Below are 20,353 nucleotides of genomic sequence, written 5' to 3' on the forward strand. Positions count from 1 at the left end.
CGTGTATATTTTCAGCACACCTTCCGCTACTGCCGGCGATTGAGTTTTTGCTCCAGTAACGAAACCTACCCAACCTAGAGCGTAACTTCCGATTGCAGAACCTAATCCCATCCCTACTTTACGAGCAAAGGAATATAAGGAATAAAGGGTTCCTTCGTAATGTTTGCCAGTTTGAAGTTCGGTGTAGTCGATACAATCTGTTACAAGAGCCCAAACGACCATGACGAAAACGATTGAGCCGATTGTAGCAAGGTTATATAAAACCATGAATACGTATACATTTTCAAATGTAACAAGTGTCATTAATAATGCTGCTACTAGACTGAAGATGGATGCAGCAATAACTAAAATTCTTTTGTTGTACTTCGCTACCAATTTGGGAACGATTACAAATAACACAAGCGTAACACCCATGCTAACGAAAGAGTTAATAGCGAAAGCACCAGGCATATGATAACGTTCTGCAAATACAATTGGAGCTAATTGGCTTACACCATTGATCATTAGTAACGAACCAATTGATGCCACCATCATACCGATTAACGGTCTATTTTTGATCGCTGCCTTAAATGCATCTATAAAACGATAATCGGATTTCGTTCCTACCGGTTCATCCACGCGGATACGTTCTGTTGTTAATCTGATAAGTCCTGAATAAGCTAATACAGATAAAATACTAAACACAATGGCAATTTGAAAGAATGCTTCTGGTACTACAGACTTAGTCTTATCATAGATAAACATGGGAACGAAAGATAAGAATCCAACCCCAACAATCATACCGCCAATAGCACGAGCACGTGATAATTTTGTGCGTTCAACAGGATCATTTGTAATAACGGAAGCAAGAGAACCGTAAGGGATCGAATCGGCTGTATAGGCGACACAGAAGAATAAATAAACGAATACTACCCAAACATGAGTTGCTGCAGATCCCCAACTAGATACATCAGCAAAAGATAATAAACAAGAAGCTGCTAATATCCATTTGGATATATTAATATACGGTAAGAATTTATCGCCGGATTTCCCTAATTTCCAACGATCCGGGAGAGTTCCCATAATCACATTACAAATGGCATCAAAGAATTTGCCTAATAAAAACATAGTCCCCATAAAGTAAGGGCTTACACCTAACACATAGGTACAAAAGATTAAGAAAAATCCACCTATATATAAGTTAACAAAGCTTCCCCCAACATCCCCCAGCGCATAACCAATTTGATCCCTTACCCCAAACTTCTTCATGAGTCACCCTCCAATGCAAGTACTTGATTTCTTTCAGTATACATCCAACATTAAAAACACTTTTACACTACAATTGCATGTTTTTATAGTAAAATTGCATCAATTTTTATCCAAAACGGAAATAGGCGTATGATTTCTCATACACCGCTTAAACAATTTATACCTCCACACACATCTCTTCAAGTTTTATGGGCTAGTTCTTATTCCTCTTTTTAAACTGTAGAGGAGTTATTCCTTCGACCTCTTTAAAAAACTTAGAAAAGTACTGAGGGTTGCTAAGCCCCACCATAAAGGATATTTCAGTCATAGATAGATTGGAATATAGGATGAGTTCTTTTGCTTCTTTTATTCTTCTCATATTCCGATAATGACTAATGGTTATTCCTTTTTCTTTCTTAAACACACGCATTAGATGTGAGGGATGTACGTGTAATTTCCGCGCCATTTCCTCCATAGAAATGTCCTCTGAGAAATTCATCTTTATATAATCTTCTGCTTTTTCTACAATAGATAAATTGCCGCTTTTCGATTTTCGGATTGTAGGATCGGAGTATTCGGTTACCATATTGGAGTGAATCTGATCCAGTTCAGAAAGGGTCTCGGAATGCTCGATTATAATGGCATATTTCTCGGATATAAAGTGGCATTGCCATGCACTTAAGCCCCCCTTTTCAGCTGCATAACTATAAAGGGTATTGTGGGATAATAAAATATTCTTAAAGGATCGAACTTTATTATTAGGGACTCTGTTAAGAATGTTTAATTGTTCATCGCTGAATATCCGAGGAGCCTCCCCTTCATATTCGATCATGCCTATTATTCTTCGCCATTTGTGTTATTTCATTCAAGGGGTTGTCTTACTTGTGATAAAGTTCCCTGCATTTGATCTTAAACTAATCTGTTCGTTAGTTCAACAGACAAAGGCAGTCTCCGTGTGCCGGCTGCCTTCATGCCAAAAAAGAAGGAGCATCAGCTCCTTCTTCATGAGATTGGCGGGTAACAAAAGATTACCTGCAAGGGTGAATCTCCTTCACGGACCCACTTCATAGTCGTCATAGAAGCCGGTAAGAAGAAGGTATCTCCTTGACCGATAACTACCATTCCCGAGTCATAGGATAGAGTCCCTCTTCCTTGTAGGACAATTGCGATAGCAAAGGGACCGTTTGAATCGGTCCGTGTCCGATGCTTGAATAAGTGCTGACAAGCATCCACCAGTGTTAACGCATAGTCCTGGCATCAAATGTACATTCAGTCAATATCAAGAAGTTCAAGGATGACGCCCAAATCGTCTGTGCTTTCTACATAAGCATATTTATTGCCATTTTGAATAAGCGGGAACCCGAATTCCTCCAGCTTAGCAGCTGTTTCAAGCATTCTATTCTTGGCCTTGAAAGCGATGTGATGAACTCCCGGACCTTTTGTATCAAGGAATTCCTTCCAGGTTGAAGGGTCACTGGTAGGTTCAATGAATTCGATCACTAGATTTTCCATGTGAAAAAAGGAAAGCCTTACTCTCCCTTTTGTGGGTTGCCCCATGTAGCTAACTGTGTCGCTGCCATCTTCATTAGCCATGATAATCGTGGGAGCAGGGACTCCTAAAAGCTCAGCAAAGCGAAGGGTCGCCTTCTCCACATCACGAACGATCATGGCAATCTGACAAACCAGAGTTGTACCTAGAATCGTATGTTCCATCGTTTTTCTCCTTTCCTTTAAGCAGGATTGATTCGATAGCTAACAAAAGCCAAACGCCTGCTGTCTGGCGACCAGGAATTGACGTTAAGCGTTCCCTGCCCCCCGAACAGTTCGACAATCGTTCGATCCCCGCCCCCCGAGCTGGACATTACACGAATTTCCACCTCTTTGTTGGCGGGATGATCGCCTGGGGAGACATCTCCCTTGCGATAAGTGATATAGGCTACCAATTCTCCATCCGGAGACACATGAGGGAACCAATTATTGCTCTCGTCAAACGTCATTTGGGTCTGCTCACTGCCATCAGCATTCATACGCCATACTTGCATAAGACCTGTTCGTACCGAGTTGAACCAGATGTGTTGCCCGTCAGGAGAATATTCAGGGCCATCATTTAAACCGGTGGTATGCGTTAATTGTGTTTCTATACCCCCGTTTACAGGAATGGTGTAGATGTCGTATTCACTGTTCCGCTCTGCGCAATAAGCTAGCGTACTTCCGTCCGGTGACCAACCGTGCAAGTAGCTTGGAGCTAACGGCGTAATCAGCGTCGGCTCGCCACCCTGCAAGGGAAACGTATAGATACGAGAATGACCATCTTCGTGAGTGTGATGACTTACCGCAACATACGAGTTATCCGGCGAGAGCACATGGTCGTTATTGCATTGAACGGCGTAACCGGACTCAATAGCTGCACTTTCCCTTGTCGCAAGCTCAAACTTATAAAGTCGGCCTAAGCTATTATAAACAAGATGATTGCCATCACACGTCCAATTGGGCGCTTCAATCAGAAAATCAAACTCAGCTAAGATATTCCGTTCGCCACTAACCACATCGACTGTTTCCAATAGGCTGATCACGTTTCTTCTTTCTACTGTTCGTGGTTCCTTTAACGTATTCATCGCAAATCTCCTTCATTTTCATTTCGCCTAACGATTAAATAGGCATAGGTTCTCCTTTATAATTGATAAAAAAGGATTCTGGAGCCATTTCCTTTTTCATTTCGAGAATGTCGAGAATGCCATTGGCACTTTCGGCAGGGTCTCCGGGAGCTCTCTCGCCACCCATGTCTGTCTTGATCCAGCCTGGGTGAATGGCGTATACACGGATTCCTTTATCTTTTACATACCTTTTAAGCTGTTTAGAGAACATATTGATCGCTGTTTTGGAAATCGCATAAGGAAAATCTCCCCCATAGGCATTGGAGATACTACCTGCTTCGGATGAAATGTTTAGGATGGATTGCGCTTCACCCTCTCCCATTAGAGGCAGCAAATGTTTGATGACCATCATCGGACCAAACAAATTAACTTCGAAGGAACGAACGACATCCTCGATAGGCAATTCTTCTAAAGCAACCCCTCTTCCGAGTAAAATCCCCGCGTTGTTAATGACGGCATCGACCGTTTGTTTTTCTGCACGTAACGCTTCCGCTAACCGGGCAATCGATTCTTCGTCGCATACATCGAGCTGAACAGGATTAATTTGGCCGGGGAAACGGCTGACCAGTTCCAACAATTTTCCCTGTTCCTGCGGTGAACGACTGCCAGCTATAACCTTGTGACCCCTCTGTACGGCAGCGAGTGTCAGTTCGAACCCAAGACCACGATTTGCACCGGTAATGACAATATTCATTTCTGCTCCTCCTTTTTGCCCATGTTAGGCTCGGGGCTTGATGTTCAAATTAACACCCAAATCGTCCTCAGCGTCGACAATGGTCCAGCTGCTGCCAGGATAATAACCTATAGTCCGCATAGCATAACCCATCTCCTCCAGCTCGCCGATGATGGCATCACGCTTCTCGCCAACCTGGAAACCTAGATGATGTACACCGTTGCCATGCTGATCAAGAAACTCCCTGAACGTACTGTCTTTCTCGTCTGGTTCGTGCAATTCAATAACGAAGTTGCCAACCCGGATATTCGCAAGCTTGAGACCATAGAAGGCCGGTTTTCCACGATACGTCAAATCRGGATTATGTACGGGAGGAAGATAACGGATTTCCGGCACAGGAAAATTCAATAAATTTGCCCAAGTCTCCGCAGCCTTCTGGATGTCATTAACGACAATAGCGATCTGAATAAAGCCGTCAAAGCTAATGTTATTTTTCATTTTTACACCTTCCTATTTTCATTTTCACTTCTTCTGCCTCATTCCTTCACACTGCCCATCACTAGCCCAGTTGTAAAATACTTTTGCAAGAAGGGATAGATGCATAAAATCGGTATCATCGCCAAGAACATTTGCGCAGCTCCCGTCGTTCGAGCACTAACCATGGACAAATATTTGGATAAGTTGCCACTAAGATCGGTGTTGTTGCGAATAAATTCTTCCGGATTCACGACAACCGTTTGCAAATAGGTTTGTAACGGATAATTCTGAATTTTGTTCATATAAATCATGCCGTCAAACCAGCTGTTCCAATGGTCTACGAATGAAAATAACGTAACTGTCGCCAGCGTGGGTATTGAAACCGGCAAAATTACCCGGATTAGCGTCTGCACATGACTCGCGCCGTCCATATACGCCGCCTCCAGCAATTCCTTCGGCAGACTACGCATGTAATTCATCACGACCAGCATGCTGAACACAGGGACTGCCCCTGGCAAAACAAGCGCCCAGATGGTATTCATTATTCCGGTGCTCTTCACCACCATGTAGGTAGGAATCAATCCGGCATTGAAGAGGATAGTCACAACAAAGAACCATGAGAAAATACTCCGCGCACCAAAATCCTCTTTGGATTTAGAAAGTGGATAAGCTGTCAAAATGATCAATAGTAAATTGAGCGGAACTCCGATGGCCGTTCGTTTGATAGAGACTAGCAGCGACATGAAGAATTTCGAGGTATTCGTAATAAATTGATAAGAGATTGTTGTAAATCCCACTGGGAAAAAAGTAACTTCCCCTGCAGCTACGGCTACTTTATCTGAAAATGATACAGCCAGCAGGTTGATAAACGGCGCTATGCACAAAAGTGCAACAAGCAGCAGGAATACGGAATTGCTCACTAGGAATATTTTGCGTGATATGGAATCCTTTATTCCCATGGTCATCTCTCCTTTCCATTAGAAGACTCTATAGCCGGTTAATTTGTCCGCCAAGTAATAAGACACAACGATAAAAATTAGCGATACACACGACTTAAACAGGCCTGCGGCAGTGGAGAGCGCGTATTGCGCCTGCTCAATGCCCAGACGGAACACGAATGTATCCAAGATATCGCCAGTGGAGTAGACCACGGGGCTGTACATATTATAGATTTGATCGAAACCGCCATTAAGGATATTCGCAAGGCCCAAGACGGTCATCAGTACGACCATTGATGAGATACCAGGCAGAGTGATGTGCCTTGTCTGCTGCCAGCGATTTGCGCCGTCAATGACTGCGGCCTCGTAAAGTGCAGGGTCTATGCCTGTGAGTGCAGCCAGATAAATCACCGATCCGAATCCAAAAGTTTTCCAGATATCGCTTAGGACCATCGTGGCTGGAAACACATTCGGGTTTCCCAGGAAAAAGATGGGCTCTATACCAAGCTTGGATAAAACAATATTGACAAAGCCCTCGTTCGGTGACAAAAGATTTAATAAAATGCCAGATAAAATGACCCATGATAGAAAGTGCGGTAAATAGACCAGCGTCTGGAAAATACGCTTCGTAAAATGATTCCTGACTTCGTTGAGCAGCAGAGCGAACCCCACCGGAACCACGACGCCGGCAATCATTTTACACAATGCAATAATAACCGTATTCCGTATAACCATCCCTATATTCGGCATGGAAAATAACGTAACGAAATTTTGAAAGCCTACCCATTGTTGGTTCCCGAACATCCCTTTCGCCGGAATAAATTTTTGAAAAGCGATGATTACGCCAGCCATGGAGCCATAGCTGAAGATGGCTACCAGAACAACAGCGGGGAACAACATGAGATATAAGGGTAGTTCTCTTAACATCTTGTCTTTTCGTTTCAGACTCGCAAACACCGCTTCACCACCACCTGTCAATGATTGGGAACCTGTCTGCGGCGAGACAACACCCGCCGCAGCCATTTACGAATTATTTGGCCGGGTAAATTTTATCAAGTTCATCAAGTGACTTTTGGCCGCCTGCCTTCAACCACTGCTGTACAAAGGTATCGAAATAATCGACAGGTTTAGCGCCTGTTATGATATCAGTAAAGGTTGTTATGGTAAGGGTATCCAATGTTGACACATTCGTTAACCATACGTCTGGCCTTTGAATACCAAGGATACTCTGGACGATCGCCTTGTCGGGGATGTACTTGTTCAATACGATGGGCAAGGAGCCTGACTTTGACATTTGACCCCAGGTACCGAAGGCGTTGTCATCTTTGGCAAGAGTTCCATTCTCAAAGCCAGCAATGTAGTCATATAAGGGCTTTGCGGCTGGAGGGAGACCTTCAGATGACCCTTTGTCCATAGCTTTCAACAAATCAGCTGCGTAAACCTCACCCGGTTGATCGATATAAATTGGCGATAGTCGATATTGCTCATTAGCCCAGTATTTATCGTAGACATCCTTTGTCGAATAGTTAACGGTCTCATCGTACAGATTTAGCATCTTAATAACGGCTTCGGGGTTTTTGTAATCTTTCCTCACCATCGTCATCTGGCCAACAGCGTTACTCTCGATACCAATTTTGTAATCGTAGCCGGACTGTGTGGGTATAGGGTATGGACGTACAATAACCCCATCTTTTTTATAAACATTATTGTATGGGTACCAGGTGCCCCAATTGCTGCCGAAAGCCATACCGATCTTACCGCTAGTAATATCTTCTACGAGTGCTGATTCGCTTTTTGACGTAAAATCCTTATTAATAAGTCCTTGTTTATACATATCTGCCAATACAGCAAGCGCCGGCTTCATGTTCGGCTGAATCCAAGCAAACGTCATTTTGCCATTCTGGTCACGATAGAACATGCTCTCGTCGCGTCCAGGAACACCAAATGCGGAAACCAAACCGAGAATGCTGGCATGATTTTGCCTGATAAGATCCTTGTTGAGGGCAAGCCCAACCGTATCGCCATTCTTACCATTTCCATCCGGATCTTCGGTAGCGAACTTCTTGGCAAGAGCAACAAGTTCTTCTACGGTCTTGGGTGGCTGAGAATTCGTGCGCTTGAGCCAGTCTTCCCGTATCCAAAGAAACGGTGCCTCGTGGAAGTTGTCGTTCATACGTGGTATGGCGTAAAGTTTGCCATCTATTGTAGCTCCCTGAAAGGAATCAGCAAATCGCTTCTGATATTCCTTGATTGAATCCGTTGCGTATTTGTTATACACCTCGGTAAGATCAGCAAGCTGCCCATTCTGTGCCAACTGCAGGAATACGTTTGGATCCTGCGTTTTGAAGACGTCCGGCAGATCGCCTGAAGCAATGATGGCATTCAGTTTATTTTTATAGGCGTCCGTGCTGCTGTCTGCCGTGAAGGCAACCTGAAGATCGATATTGAGCTTATCTTTGAACAAACGGCTCCAACGGTTGTCTTCCCAGGTTTCTTTGTCAAGAAGCTTGGAAGCTGCTGCGGTTTGAACAGCCCAAGTCATCGTGACAGGCTTCTGATATTTCCCATCAGGGTCTATGTTTTCTGAGGGATTGATAGTGCTCTTTGCATCAGACCCTGTCCCTGTGGTAGCGGTTTCACAAGCTGAAATAGTAAAAACCGTAAGTAGGGCCACCAATGCGTGCGGTAGAACTCTTTTGATTTTCAGCTCTTTCACGTGTAATTCCTCCTGTATTTGGATTGATGAACATGTAGACAACACCTGTATAAAGTCACTTCCAACGTTCCGTCACCATAAACACGCGTTTATTCAACGCTAAAACCACCCTATGAATCGCCAAAAACCGACTGAACGCGCGTTTATTTTTGTTCAAAAAATTTTCGAACCTCTTTACCACCATTTTCATGCTCAATTGCGCCAATCACTCTGTAAACACGTGTCTATGGACTCATCATACACAACCGATAAAAGCGCTGTCAACCATTAATTTCTATGAATTTCCAAACAAAAAATCATCATCTCTCATAATCTCCATTGTCTAAACACGTGTTTATGGTATAATTATCAAACAGCATACATTTCACTCATTGTTGAACACAAGGAGGTATTATGCAGAAAAACGATGCACACTTCACCCCCATCTTTGATGGGATAACGCTCACAGGATGGCATTTCGTTCCTCGCTTGCCTGTTCCCCGCGCTCCCGGCGAACCTGGCCCTGATACGACCACCGAGAAATACCAACATGCCGCGCAGACATGTGGTAAATGGACAGTTGAGGATGGTGCAATCACAGGACGGCAGGATCCACCTGGATCCGGTTATGGTGGTTATCTGCTTAGCGATGAGGTTTACGGGGATTATGAATTGATCTTCGAGGCGCGTCCCGACTGGCCAGCGGATACCGGCATCTTGGTACGTGCCTCAGCCCTTGGTTCACAAGGCTTCCAGATTCTTCTGGATCACCGTCGTTCGGGAAATATAGGTGGTATTTATGGCAATGGGATCGGAGGCTTCCATGGCATTTCTTTCACCTTAGATGCGAAATACGATGAGCAAGGAAATCCCGCAGGGCTGCGACTGGAAGATCCCTCGACAACCATTGAACCCCTTACCCCCGACAAGCCCGCACTGCTTGATTATGCGGCAACTGGGGAGCAGTTCCTGTCCATATGGAAATGGAATGATTGGAATGAATTCAAGATTCGTGTTGAAGGAGCATCCCCACGAATCACCGTCCATATTAACGGTATGAAAATATCTGAAATGGATACAGCGGATCTGAAGCACCCCTTATATAATGCAGCCAAGGTCCGGGATCTGCTGGGCTCGAAGGGACATATCGCATTTGAAATCCATGATAACGATCCCGGAATGGGGGACGCGCGATGGGCACCACACGCAGCCTGCAGGTGGCGCAACATTCGAATTCGGGAGCTTAGTCGACCGGGGAACGAAACATAGATTTAAATTCTTCTACACGATTCTCTGACAACCAGACTACAATCAACCGTGATCTCTTTGATGTCCGAAGTCTTCTGTTCAATTTTGGTGATCAAATAGGAGGTCATACGTTTCAACATTTCGCTAAAATCGACACGAATGGTTGTTAACGCAGGATGATGTTTCTCACTTAGGGCATGGTCATCGAAACCAATAATAGATAGATCTTCGGGAACTCGCAGTTTATGCTCTTTAAGCGCCCTAATTGCACCAAAGGCAACACTATCATTCGCGGCTATGATCGCTGTTGGCAGGTCAACTTCCTGACTGATTAGGTTTTGTATGGCCATATAACCGCCTCGCTCGTGAAAATTGGCATCCAGAACCCAATTCGGATTCACCTGCAAGCCGCACATGCGCATCGCTGTTTTGTAGCCCTCATATTTGGTCTGTCCAGATAGACGATTCATGTCTCCATTGATGACACCTATGCTAGAATGACCAAGTCCTGCCAAATAGGCTACAGCCTGTTTCATGCCCGAATCATTATTAAATTTGGATACGATCCGATTGGGCTCAGGATGCTCCGAAAGCGTTTGGTCAACAATGCCAATCACAAATCCTTCATCGATCAATTCTTCAATGAACGGTTCATGAATGGCTGCGCCGATAAAGATGCCTCCATCAATTCTACGCTGAAAGAAAATCTCTTTAACATTTTTGATCATTTCCGTGTCCTTGGCATCACGAATAATGTGTGTAAGCACATAGTAGCCATGCTCGGAAGCATGTTCTATAACACTAACGATAAGCATATTCGTCAGCATATCGCCGGATACATTCCCTTGCTCAATGAGAAACAGACCGATCGTACGTGCTCGCTTCCCCGCAAGGACCTGGGCGGACACATTAGGGAAATAATTATATTGTTGGATCACTTTCAGAACTTTCTCGCGCGTCTCAGCAGGTACATTAGAATAATTGTTGATGACCCTGCTTACCGTGCTTCTGGAAACGCCGGCAAGCCGAGCAATCTCTGTGCTATTGATATCTGTTTTTTTCATGTTGCTCATCCTCTTTCGTGAACGCGTGTTTACGCACATCATACACATGCCTAGAAATCGTTGTCAATGTTTTTTTAGCACATGATTAGCATCAACATTGCAGTAAAGCAATTATCTGTTTACAAAGGATGGGATTCCGATGCGTCTTGGCGGTCAAGTATTTCTTAATGAGAAAAACCCGGAGAATTGGGCCTTTGCCCTCAAGGAAGCTGGCTTTCGCGCAACAACTTGCCCGATTAATGGTGAGGATGATATCAGTGAGCTTGAAGATTATCTGACATTGGCCAAGCGCCATGACATCCTAATCTCCGAAGTCGGCGCCTGGAGCAATCCAATCAGCCGAAATGAGGAGACAAGGCAGCAAGCCATCGCCTATTGCATCAAAAGGCTGGAGCTGGCAGAACGGATCGGAGCACAATGCTGCGTCAATATAGCTGGTTCCCGTGGGGAGCAATGGGATGGTCCGGATCCTGACAATTTTAGTGATGATACTTTTGAGTTGATTGTAGCAACAACCCGCGAAATTATAGACGCCGTTAAGCCTGAGCGTACCGTTTTTGCTTTGGAGATGATGCCTTGGATTTTCCCGGATTCCGCAGATTCTTACCTTTCCTTGGTTCAGGCGATTGACCGCAAAGGCTTTGGCGTGCATTTCGATCCTGTGAACATCATCACAAATCCACGTATTTATTATCGCAATGGCGATATGATACGAGATTTCTTCACGAAACTTGGACCCTATATTCGAAACTGCCATGCCAAGGATATTCTTCTGAGAGGTAAGTTAACCGTCCATCTGGATGAGGTTATCCCTGGTCAAGGTCATCTGGATTATCGGACATTCCTCACAGAACTTAACAAGCTTCATCCCGATACTACGCTCATTATTGAGCATCTTTCAAGCAATGAAGCCTATCGCGAAGCTAGTGGGTACATCTCAAGAATTGCTTCGGAGCTCAGAATTCCTATGTAAGAAAAAGTAAAAATAGAAACAACCTGAAAAAACCGAGAATCAGGGTTACGCAATAAGAAACCGGGACTCCCTCGGAGTCCCGGTCTTCATCTATCTATCAATCCCCCATCCCGAAAATGCACAACCTCTTGCTTTTTGCGCCACTATCACTAGAACCCATCCATATATTCTTTCCAAAGAGAAATTGATCTTTTTCGCTCATTAGGGTAAAATTCCCGATAAAGCGCTTTCAATAATCTGAGAAGGATGGGAATCAATTGATGGGATTTGAATATTTATTTCAAGTGATAATTGCCGGCATTTGCGGACTATTCATTAGATATGAACGTAAAAACAGAATGAAAGAAGCTGGAATTAGAACTCATTTTGTTGTTGCTATTGGTGCTTCTTTGATGATGCTAGTTTCCAAATATGGCTTTTATGATGAACTAGGACAAACTGGCATAGCTCTTGATCCCTCAAGAATAGCAGCCCAGGTTGTAAGTGGTGTAGGGTTTCTAGGAGCAGGTATGATCTTTATGCAACGGCATACGGTGAAAGGTCTTACTACAGCAGCAGGGATCTGGACAACGGCAGGCATCGGAATGGCTATCGGATCTGGCTTATATGTCTTGGGAATTGGTGTTACCGTTCTAATTCTTTTGGCTCAAATTTTGTTGCACAGACGTTTTTCTTGGTTAAATGCACCTAGATCAGAACACTTAATTATACGTATAATTAACGAAGCAGGCTCATTAGAGAACCTGCAAACAATGCTTAAAGAAAAAGGGATCAGGATCATAAATTTTCAAAGTGAGAAATTAAGGGGAACCTCAGAAATTCACTTGGATCTCACGATTAAACTACCTGTGGATTTAGATTTTGACCAAATTTTATCCCTCTTTCACAACATCCCCTTCGTTAATGCAGTTGAGGTCCAGTAATGCGCTGCGCTGGATTCTTGTATCAACTTAACCCGACTAATAAAAATAAGGACCGGAACCCCCTCGGGGTCCCGGTCCTTTGCATAGCAGCCCTCTGGGCTCAAATCATATTCGAAGTGTGCATTCGACTACCACTCGGCGACACTGCCATCTTTATGCCGCCATACAGGGTTCTGCCATTGATGCCCAACAGCCGCCATCTTCCTGACATGCGCTTCGTTCACTTCAATACCTAGTCCAGGCCCTTGAGGGATTTGGACGAATCCGTCTTTATACGCAAATACAGAACCATCAACTATATAATCTAGCAAATCACTGCCTTGATTATAGTGAATGCCTAGACTTTGCTCCTGGATGAACGCGTTATGTGCGGTTGCGTCCACCTGAAGACATGCCGCCAACGCAATAGGTCCAAGCGGACAATGCGGTGCCAGAGCAACATCATAGGCCTCCGCCATCGAAGCAATTTTCTTACACTCTGTAATCCCCCCGGCATGGGAGAGATCAGGTTGGATAATATCCACATAACCATCCGCCAGCAGCGACTTGAAATCCCAACGGGAGAACATTCTTTCACCAGTTGCGATAGGGATAGACGTATGCCGGGCAATTTCACGTAATGCCTCGTTATTTTCAGCCAAGACAGGCTCCTCGATAAACATCAGTTTGAAAGGTTCGAGCTCCTTAGCGAGAATTTTGGCCATCGGTTTATGGACGCGACCATGAAAATCAACGCCAATACCTACATATTTGCCGACAGATTCGCGAATAGCAGCAACACGTTCCAACACTTGATCGATCTTCTCGTAGGAATCAATATATTGGAGCTCCTCTGTCCCATTCATTTTGACCGCCGTGAATCCTGCGTCAACAATGGATTTAGCCGCTTGACCGACATCACTTGGACGGTCTCCCCCAATCCAGGAATAGACACGAATCGAATCCCGGCAAGCGCCACCTAATAATTGATAGACAGGGGCATTATAATATTTGCCTTTAAGATCCCACAACGCCTGATCAATGCCAGCAATCGCACTCATCAGAATTGGACCCCCGCGATAGAAGCCTGCGCGATACATCGTTTGCCAATGATCTTCGATACGAAGTGCATCTTTCCCAATCAGATACGTCATCATTTCATGAACAGCCGTTTCCACCGTGGCTGCCTTGCCCTCAATCACAGGCTCCCCCCAGCCTACAAGGCCTTCATCGGTTTCCAATTTGAGGAATAGCCACCTCGGAGGTACTTTGAATAGTTCATAGCCGGTAATTTTCATAAATCATATCCCCTCTCTATTGGGTCGCCCTGACGAACTGAGCTGCTTTTTGTGTTAATTGTTCTAAAGAATCGGTATTGATAACCCACTTACCTGGGACAAGCGAACCGCCAATCCCTAAGGCAGCAGCCCCAGCGTCCACAAAAGCGCGAATATTGTGCAAATCTATGCCGCCCGTTGGCATTAGTGGAATTTGCGACAGAGGGCCTCGCAGGCTCTTGATAAATGACGGCGAGATGGTGTCAGCCGGGAAAATCTTCACGATATCGGCACCATGTTCATAAGCCGTCACGATTTCCGTAGGCGTAAAAGCGCCGGGAATACTGACGGCACCATAACGTTTGGTCAGACGTATCGTTTCCACGTTCAGCGACGGCGAGAGGAGGAACGAGGCTCCGGCAAGCAGCGCTGCTCGCGCCGACTCCGGATCGAGTACGGTCCCGGCCCCGATCGCCATGTCGTCGCCGAATTCGGCGCGCAGCAGACGAATGGCCTCTAGGGCACCTGGAGTGTTCATCGTGACTTCGATCAGCCGAATGCCTCCTGCATGCAGCGCCTGCGCTACAGGCAGCATATGCTGCAGATCCGTACCCCTCACGATGCTGATAATTTTGTGTTCAAGAATCTGTGACAAAATGGACATGCGATTCTGCTCCTTCCAATGGCTGTTATCCTTTGACAGCCCCTTCGGTCAAGCCCGAAATTAATTGCTTTTGGAAAATAAGTACAATGATCAAAAGAGGCAGCACACTGATCACCGAGCCAGCCATAATCAAATGATAGGGTGTATTGTTGCTGTCCTCCAGCGCCTTCAGAGCGACAGCGAGGGTCATATTTTCTTTGGATCTTAGAATGACAACAGGCCACATAAAGTYATTCCATTGTTTGACAAATAAAATGATGCCCAGCGCCGCAAAAGCGGATCGCAAATTAGGTAAAACTACTTTACGGAACAAGGTAAATTCAGAGCATCCGTCAATGCGCGCTGCTTCCATCATCTCATCAGGAATAGACCTGCAGTATTGGCGCATGAAGAAGATACCGAACGCATTGGCCAAATCAGGAAGGATAACTCCCCAGCGATTATCGATTAAGTGGAGATTTTTATAAATAACAAATAGCGGTACCATCGTGGCCTCATGGGGAATCATCAGCGAAGCAAGCACAAAAACAAATAACACTTGTTTACCCCTGAAGTGATATTTCGCAAAAGCGAATCCCCCCAAACCACATAGGAATAAGGTTGCTATCGTAAAAACACTGGACAGCAGAAGGCTGTTCCAGGTCACTGTGCCAAAACCTCTGTTGACAAAAAGTTCGGTGAAATTCCCCCATTGCCATATATGTGGAAGCCAGGTCGGTGGATTGGTGAATATTTCGCTAATCGACTTAACGGATGAACCGAACAACCATAGCAGCGGAAAGATCATGACAATCGAAACCAAGATCATCAGAATGAACATGATAATGGCTGTCCATCGCGTCTTTCCCGTACTTAATTTAGGCCTAACCGGCCGGTTGAGACTGACCGCATTTTGCAAATTGTTCCCTCCTTATCTCTTATTTCTCATCAAACAAACGCATCTGGATCAAAGAAATGATCATCATTAGAATAAAAAAGCATACCGCAATCGAAGAGGCATAGCCGAAATTAAAATTTTGGAAGCTTTCGTTAAATAACATCAGAACAGGCGTTAATGTTGAATTAAGCGGACCACCTTTGGTCAGAATGAACGGTTCTGTAAACAAGGAAAAAGTCCCAATCGTTGATAATACCGTGCAAAAGAGTAAAATCTGCTTAACAAGCGGCACCGTAATCAGGAAAAAGCTTTTTATTTTGGTTGCGCCATCCACATACGCAGCCTCATACAAGTCCTTGGGAATGCTTTGCAGACCCGTTAACACCAGCAGCATATTGTAGCCGAGCCAACGATACAGCACCATCATCGCGACAGATATCCGAGCCCACCAAGGCGATTCCAGCCAAGGGATCGGTTTACTGGTCCAGTGCATATTAGACAGCAGCGTATTGATTAGCCCATCCTGTGTATTGAATAACAGTACGAATACAAAGGACACAGCAACAACGGATACAAAATTGGGAACAAATAAAGCCATCCTGAAAAACCCCTTGCCTACCATCCAATTGGCATTGAGCAAACTGGCAAAAATCAAGGCTAAGAACAGCATGATCGGCACATAGAGTAAAAAAATAACAACACTATTCCACAGGGACAGCCAAAACGTATGATCGCTTAATAACACTTTATAATTCTCGAAGCCTATAAAGTTCTTTTCCTTGGACCCATTCCAATCGGTAAAGCTCAGATAGAAAGAATAGATAATGGGGTACAGTGAAAAAAGTAAGAACAGTAGAAAGTAGGGCGATATATAAAAATAGGGAGCTAAACGAAGCTGCAGTTTCCAGCCTGGACTTCTCATGGATGTACCTCCTTAAAGGGTAAAAAGAAAAAAGGAGGCATCGCTCCGATAACCGGATGCAGTCATGCATACGTTTATCGGGCAGGATGCCGAAAGTGATTTACTTCCTTTTTGTTTTCTGGCGAAGCTCATCTGCCATGGCTTTCAGAGCTTGATCTGTTGACACATTATTCAAGAAAATTTGTGCCCATACGTCCGTCATCCGTTTATTAGCCATTGGGAAATCCGAAGAATAAGCAAGCGGATAGGTTTGTTTTAAGGACTCCGCATATACCTGACGGATAGGTTGGTTGTTAAAATAAGCGGATGGCTCATTAAAGGCTGCATCACTGTAAGTGGTCGTTAAAGATGGGAATAGACCAGCTTTTTTCATCATCGTAATTTGCGATGTTTCTTTCCCTAACATGAATTCAATGAATTTCCACGATTCTTCCGGATGCTTGGAATTTTTATTGATTGCCAAGTTCGATCCGCCTTGATTCGCACCTGTATACTTATCATCTTTGGACCATTTCGGCATGGTCGTTACTGACCATTTGCCTTTATCATCAGGCGCATATTGGCCTTCAATAATCGCATCGTGCCAGGAACCGCCAACTACAGTTGCAACCTTGCCTTCTTTGATCGCGTTCCCCCAAGGATCGGTATTAGCGCGCGCATCGTAGACGAGACCTTCCTTCTGCATTTTGACCAGATAATCCGTAATTTCTTTGACTTCCGGTTTTTCCACCGATACATTACCTTCTTTATCAAAATACCAGACACCACGCTGCCACATCATCGATTCAAAAACACGGTTGCTGGAGTTCGTCTTGGAGTCGCCGAACATAAGAACACCGGTTTTCTCCTTAATTTGCTTGGCCACTTGGTAATAATCATCCCATGTTTGGATTTTCTGAGCGACTTCCTTCGGATCCGTCGGTAAGCCCGCTTTGGCGAAAATATCATTACGGTAGAACATCACAACAGGACCGCTATCCCAAGGCATTGCGTAGACTTTGTTATCTTTGGTCGCATCTTCCCATTTGTAGGCGTTCATTTTATCTTTATACGGTTCGACACGTTTGGTAATATCCAACAAGGAATCAATCTGTACCATCTGCGCCATATTCGTAGATTCCAGCCCCACGATATCCGGCACTGCGTCCTGCGTGTTGGAGGAAATCAGATACTTCTGATATAAATCAGTGGATTTCATGATTTGATATTCCACTTCAATATTCGGATTTTCTTTTTTGAAAGCTTCTATATTTGCGTCCAAACCAGCTTTAGCTGACTCCCAGATCCAGACCACCAGCTTAACTTTCTTATCAGAACTTGCTGGACTTGCAGCACCGCCCGCTGTAGATGAAGAATTGGAACAAGCTGTCCCTATTAAGCTGACGGACAAACAAGTTGCCAATAAGAGTGACCAACTTTTTCTTTTCATGAAGAATGCCTCCCTGTATGTTTATAGCCTTATGTTAAAGTAAATGAAAAGGGTTTCATACCGACGAATGTTTGGAAAAAGTGCAATCTTTATCGAAAACGAAAAAATGCCTGCCCCCCTTCAGGGACAGGTGCATTTTTGTCTGGTTTTCTCGTCATTTTGTTTGAAGCCGGTACTGGCCAGGCGTCAAGGAAGCGCTTTTTTTAAACCATTTGGAAAAATATTTGGCATCATTAATGCCCACTTTCTCCGCAATTTCATCAGCCCGGAACGATGTGCTCCGCAGCAATGCTTTGGCCCTTTCCAACTTCCGTTTGGAAATAAATGAAATGAGGCTAAACCCCGTCGCTTCCTTAAAAATGGTGCTAAAATAACTGCGGCTTACGCCAATTTTGCTGGCAATGTCCGCCGCCCGGAGATCCAGATACAGATGCTGGTCAATATAGTCGATCGCGTTCAGAATATCCTCCTTATGCGAGTCATTAACCAGTTCGAACTCCTGCTCAATATGCCTCAGACGATGCAATCGATGTACGGATGACATCCACTGATCCGGGCTCGTGATGGGTCCTGCCTGCCTCCAACCGATGGAGCGGTTGTTGATTTTGCTTCGCAGCAGTTCCTCGTTGCAAGCCTGAAGACCTTGACTGCGGCAGATCAAGAAATAACTATCTTCCTCGCTTTGCAGCAGTAGCATATCCTCTTGTTCTGTGATGGTATAGGATAATTCGCTTAATACATCAGACCGATTCAAAGGTGAATGCCCACCTTGAAAGATATGAATCATGTAACCACCTTCTGTCATCCATTTCCATTCCTTCTCCAATCGCTGCATGAACTGATTCCTGGCTGTCTGATTCTTATCAATAAGCCATTCATCCAATTCACTATGCTCCACAGGGGGCTCATCAGGGACTACTCCTGTTGGTTTAGACAACTGCTTGGCAATTTCTTGGTGCAGATGATCCAAACATTCATCCAACTTCTGTTCATCCAAACTTGTCTTCACGATGTAATCCGTTATTCCAATCTGTATCCCTTGTTTGGCATAATCGAAATCCTTATGGCAGCTCAGGAATAAAATCTTGGTATCTGGCGCTTCCGATTTCACCTTCTGGGCGAGTTCAATACCACCCATCTCTGGCATCACAATGTCCGTAATGACCACATGCGGCCGGTGTTCCAGAAATTTGTTCCAACCTATACTTCCATTGGGTGCGTCGTCAACGACGATCATCTGATGTTTGGCCCAATCCGTTGTCAGGCGCAATCCTTTGCGAACCAATTGCTCGTCATCGACAATAAGCACTTTAATGTAAGGTTCGTTTATAGTGTTTTCGGCCATTTTAACTTCACCTTTGTTCCTTTATTTCTTTCCGAATGGACCACTAATCCATAGGGTTCGCCAAAATGATGTTTAAACCGTTCATCCACATTTCTCATCCCAAGTCCACCTGTTTTCCCTGGAATGACTTGTCCTATGGAAATAAACTTCATATGCTCCGCGCGAATGCCAATGCCATCATCGACAATCTCTGCATGAATGTGATTATCCTTGGAACTAATCGTAAATGTGATATGACCTTGACCATCGATAAATCCGTGGAAAAATATGTTTTCAAACAACGGCTGCAGCACCATACGCGGAATCAGGCGCTCCTCAAGTCCCGGTTCAATCTGTAGGGAATAGGTAAACACATCCCCATAGCGATATCGCTGCATTTGCAAATAATGATGAATGATTTCAAGCTCCGTATGTAGCGGCACCAACACCTGCTTCACGTTAAAGCTGCCTTCCAGCACCACCACCAGATGCTCCAGCATCTTGAGAATGTCTGTCTGGCCGGCAAGTCGAGCTTTCCACTGAATACTGTTCAAGGTATTGAATAATAAATGCGGATTAATCTGATAATGAAGCGCTTTTAATTCGGCTTCGCTTTTGAGTTTCTCTGTCGTGCTCATCTCATCGATTAAATCCCTGATCTGGCCCGTCATCCGATTGAATGTCTCGCCGAGATAACCTAATTCGTCCGAGGCATAGATTGGCGTCTGAATTGAAAGCTCGCCCTGTCCGAACCTGCGCATAGATTGGGCCATCTTCTTAATCGGCTTCGTAATCTGGAAGGAGAAAAATCCGGCCATCACCAGACCAAGAACCAGACTCATTACGGAAATAAATAACGAATATTTCATAATAATACGGGAAGATTCGAAGAACAAAGGATATGGAATGCTGGCTTCCACCACCCAATTCTCCGATTCCAACTGCTTCGACCATACGATGTCGTTCGCATGCGAGACATAAGAAGCTGATGTCTGCAGCACCATACCCC

At 44.6% G+C, this 20,353-nt stretch carries 21 protein-coding genes; 3 read left to right on the forward strand and 18 right to left on the reverse strand.

The features are described from left to right. From AC1DUA_RS01505 to AC1DUA_RS01550, 10 genes are all read right to left on the reverse strand, one after another. Positions 1 to 1,248: MFS transporter (locus AC1DUA_RS01505; protein WP_477498039.1), on the reverse strand; the 1,248-nt coding region annotated here is incomplete at its 3' end. A 193-nt stretch (positions 1,249 to 1,441) separates the two neighbouring features. Beyond that, positions 1,442 to 2,059 carry a helix-turn-helix domain-containing protein gene (locus AC1DUA_RS01510; protein ID WP_477498040.1) on the reverse strand — a complete coding sequence of 206 codons (618 nt, stop codon included), beginning with the start codon at positions 2,057 to 2,059 and terminating at the stop codon, positions 1,442 to 1,444. Between the two features lie 170 nt (positions 2,060 to 2,229). Then, positions 2,230 to 2,460, reverse strand: coding sequence for an AraC family ligand binding domain-containing protein (locus AC1DUA_RS01515; RefSeq protein ID WP_477498041.1), 231 nt, complete (start codon positions 2,458 to 2,460; stop codon positions 2,230 to 2,232). A gap of 36 nt (positions 2,461 to 2,496) precedes the next feature. Next, on the reverse strand, positions 2,497 to 2,940 hold the full coding sequence (locus tag AC1DUA_RS01520) for a VOC family protein (protein ID WP_477498042.1): 444 nt from the start codon (positions 2,938 to 2,940) through the stop codon (positions 2,497 to 2,499). 17 nt (positions 2,941 to 2,957) lie between these two features. Further along, positions 2,958 to 3,842: a TolB family protein gene (locus tag AC1DUA_RS01525; RefSeq protein ID WP_477498043.1), complete on the reverse strand. Its 885-nt coding sequence runs from the start codon at positions 3,840 to 3,842 to the stop codon at positions 2,958 to 2,960. Between the two features lie 34 nt (positions 3,843 to 3,876). Beyond that, complete coding sequence (locus AC1DUA_RS01530; RefSeq protein WP_477498044.1) at positions 3,877 to 4,575, reverse strand: SDR family oxidoreductase; 699 nt, start codon at positions 4,573 to 4,575, stop codon at positions 3,877 to 3,879. A gap of 24 nt (positions 4,576 to 4,599) precedes the next feature. After that, positions 4,600 to 5,052: a VOC family protein gene (locus AC1DUA_RS01535; protein ID WP_477498045.1), complete on the reverse strand. Its 453-nt coding sequence runs from the start codon at positions 5,050 to 5,052 to the stop codon at positions 4,600 to 4,602. A gap of 38 nt (positions 5,053 to 5,090) precedes the next feature. After that, the gene (locus AC1DUA_RS01540) at positions 5,091 to 5,990 is read right to left on the reverse strand and encodes a carbohydrate ABC transporter permease (RefSeq protein WP_477498046.1); all 900 of its coding nucleotides are present in this window, start codon (positions 5,988 to 5,990) and stop codon (positions 5,091 to 5,093) included. A gap of 18 nt (positions 5,991 to 6,008) precedes the next feature. Then, on the reverse strand, positions 6,009 to 6,926 hold the full coding sequence (locus tag AC1DUA_RS01545) for an ABC transporter permease (RefSeq protein ID WP_477498047.1): 918 nt from the start codon (positions 6,924 to 6,926) through the stop codon (positions 6,009 to 6,011). Positions 6,927 to 6,999: 73 nt separating this feature from the next. Next, on the reverse strand, positions 7,000 to 8,685 hold the full coding sequence (locus AC1DUA_RS01550) for an extracellular solute-binding protein (protein ID WP_477498048.1): 1,686 nt from the start codon (positions 8,683 to 8,685) through the stop codon (positions 7,000 to 7,002). Positions 8,686 to 9,078: 393 nt separating this feature from the next. On the opposite strand from AC1DUA_RS01550, the gene AC1DUA_RS01555 reads away from it, so the two are divergent. Next, on the forward strand, positions 9,079 to 9,933 hold the full coding sequence (locus AC1DUA_RS01555) for a 3-keto-disaccharide hydrolase (protein WP_477498049.1): 855 nt from the start codon (positions 9,079 to 9,081) through the stop codon (positions 9,931 to 9,933). Between the two features lie 2 nt (positions 9,934 to 9,935). Here AC1DUA_RS01555 and AC1DUA_RS01560 read toward each other — a convergent pair whose 3' ends face one another. Next, entirely contained in the window at positions 9,936 to 10,976 is a 1,041-nt protein-coding gene (locus AC1DUA_RS01560) for a LacI family DNA-binding transcriptional regulator (protein ID WP_477498050.1), read from the reverse strand. A gap of 139 nt (positions 10,977 to 11,115) precedes the next feature. Between AC1DUA_RS01560 and AC1DUA_RS01565 the strand changes: the two genes are divergently transcribed. After that, a complete protein-coding gene (locus tag AC1DUA_RS01565) occupies positions 11,116 to 11,949 on the forward strand; it encodes a sugar phosphate isomerase/epimerase family protein (RefSeq protein WP_477498051.1) in 834 nt (277 codons plus the stop codon). 260 nt (positions 11,950 to 12,209) lie between these two features. Next, on the forward strand, positions 12,210 to 12,872 hold the full coding sequence (locus AC1DUA_RS01570) for an MgtC/SapB family protein (protein ID WP_477498059.1): 663 nt from the start codon (positions 12,210 to 12,212) through the stop codon (positions 12,870 to 12,872). 128 nt (positions 12,873 to 13,000) lie between these two features. Here the strand turns inward: AC1DUA_RS01570 and dgoD are convergent, their stop codons facing one another. The 7 genes from dgoD to AC1DUA_RS01605 form a co-directional block, all read right to left on the reverse strand. Then, positions 13,001 to 14,149, reverse strand: coding sequence for a galactonate dehydratase (dgoD, locus tag AC1DUA_RS01575; RefSeq protein ID WP_477498052.1), 1,149 nt, complete (start codon positions 14,147 to 14,149; stop codon positions 13,001 to 13,003). 16 nt (positions 14,150 to 14,165) lie between these two features. Then, a complete protein-coding gene (locus AC1DUA_RS01580) occupies positions 14,166 to 14,792 on the reverse strand; it encodes a bifunctional 4-hydroxy-2-oxoglutarate aldolase/2-dehydro-3-deoxy-phosphogluconate aldolase (protein ID WP_477498053.1) in 627 nt (208 codons plus the stop codon). Between the two features lie 25 nt (positions 14,793 to 14,817). Further along, complete coding sequence (locus tag AC1DUA_RS01585) at positions 14,818 to 15,690, reverse strand: carbohydrate ABC transporter permease (protein WP_477498054.1); 873 nt, start codon at positions 15,688 to 15,690, stop codon at positions 14,818 to 14,820. 19 nt (positions 15,691 to 15,709) lie between these two features. Continuing rightward, the gene (locus AC1DUA_RS01590) at positions 15,710 to 16,591 is read right to left on the reverse strand and encodes a carbohydrate ABC transporter permease (protein ID WP_477498055.1); all 882 of its coding nucleotides are present in this window, start codon (positions 16,589 to 16,591) and stop codon (positions 15,710 to 15,712) included. 100 nt (positions 16,592 to 16,691) lie between these two features. Next, positions 16,692 to 18,020, reverse strand: a complete 1,329-nt coding sequence (locus AC1DUA_RS01595; RefSeq protein WP_477498056.1) for an ABC transporter substrate-binding protein — start codon at positions 18,018 to 18,020, stop codon at positions 16,692 to 16,694. Positions 18,021 to 18,174: 154 nt separating this feature from the next. Beyond that, positions 18,175 to 19,365, reverse strand: coding sequence for a response regulator transcription factor (locus AC1DUA_RS01600; protein WP_477498057.1), 1,191 nt, complete (start codon positions 19,363 to 19,365; stop codon positions 18,175 to 18,177). Continuing rightward, positions 19,347 to 20,353: sensor histidine kinase (locus tag AC1DUA_RS01605; protein WP_477498058.1), on the reverse strand; the 1,007-nt coding region annotated here is incomplete at its 5' end. The genes AC1DUA_RS01605 and AC1DUA_RS01600, both read right to left, overlap by 19 nt.

The sequence above is a fragment of the Paenibacillus sp. 01T422 genome (assembly GCF_056398785.1).

What these genes read in the sequence shown, in the direction of transcription:
- AC1DUA_RS01510 (WP_477498040.1), bottom strand. Translation starts at nt 2,059, where the DNA reads ATGATCGAATATGAAGGGGAGGCTCCTCGGATATTCAGCGATGAACAA.
- AC1DUA_RS01520 (WP_477498042.1), bottom strand. Translation starts at nt 2,940, where the DNA reads ATGGAACATACGATTCTAGGTACAACTCTGGTTTGTCAGATTGCCATG.
- AC1DUA_RS01525 (WP_477498043.1), bottom strand. Translation starts at nt 3,842, where the DNA reads ATGAATACGTTAAAGGAACCACGAACAGTAGAAAGAAGAAACGTGATC.
- AC1DUA_RS01530 (WP_477498044.1), bottom strand. Translation starts at nt 4,575, where the DNA reads ATGAATATTGTCATTACCGGTGCAAATCGTGGTCTTGGGTTCGAACTG.
- AC1DUA_RS01540 (WP_477498046.1), bottom strand. Translation starts at nt 5,990, where the DNA reads ATGGGAATAAAGGATTCCATATCACGCAAAATATTCCTAGTGAGCAAT.
- AC1DUA_RS01555 (WP_477498049.1), top strand. Translation starts at nt 9,079, where the DNA reads ATGCAGAAAAACGATGCACACTTCACCCCCATCTTTGATGGGATAACG.
- AC1DUA_RS01560 (WP_477498050.1), bottom strand. Translation starts at nt 10,976, where the DNA reads ATGAAAAAAACAGATATCAATAGCACAGAGATTGCTCGGCTTGCCGGC.
- AC1DUA_RS01565 (WP_477498051.1), top strand. Translation starts at nt 11,116, where the DNA reads ATGCGTCTTGGCGGTCAAGTATTTCTTAATGAGAAAAACCCGGAGAAT.
- AC1DUA_RS01570 (WP_477498059.1), top strand. Translation starts at nt 12,210, where the DNA reads ATGGGATTTGAATATTTATTTCAAGTGATAATTGCCGGCATTTGCGGA.
- dgoD (WP_477498052.1), bottom strand. Translation starts at nt 14,149, where the DNA reads ATGAAAATTACCGGCTATGAACTATTCAAAGTACCTCCGAGGTGGCTA.
- AC1DUA_RS01580 (WP_477498053.1), bottom strand. Translation starts at nt 14,792, where the DNA reads ATGTCCATTTTGTCACAGATTCTTGAACACAAAATTATCAGCATCGTG.
- AC1DUA_RS01590 (WP_477498055.1), bottom strand. Translation starts at nt 16,591, where the DNA reads ATGAGAAGTCCAGGCTGGAAACTGCAGCTTCGTTTAGCTCCCTATTTT.
- AC1DUA_RS01595 (WP_477498056.1), bottom strand. Translation starts at nt 18,020, where the DNA reads ATGAAAAGAAAAAGTTGGTCACTCTTATTGGCAACTTGTTTGTCCGTC.
- AC1DUA_RS01600 (WP_477498057.1), bottom strand. Translation starts at nt 19,365, where the DNA reads ATGGCCGAAAACACTATAAACGAACCTTACATTAAAGTGCTTATTGTC.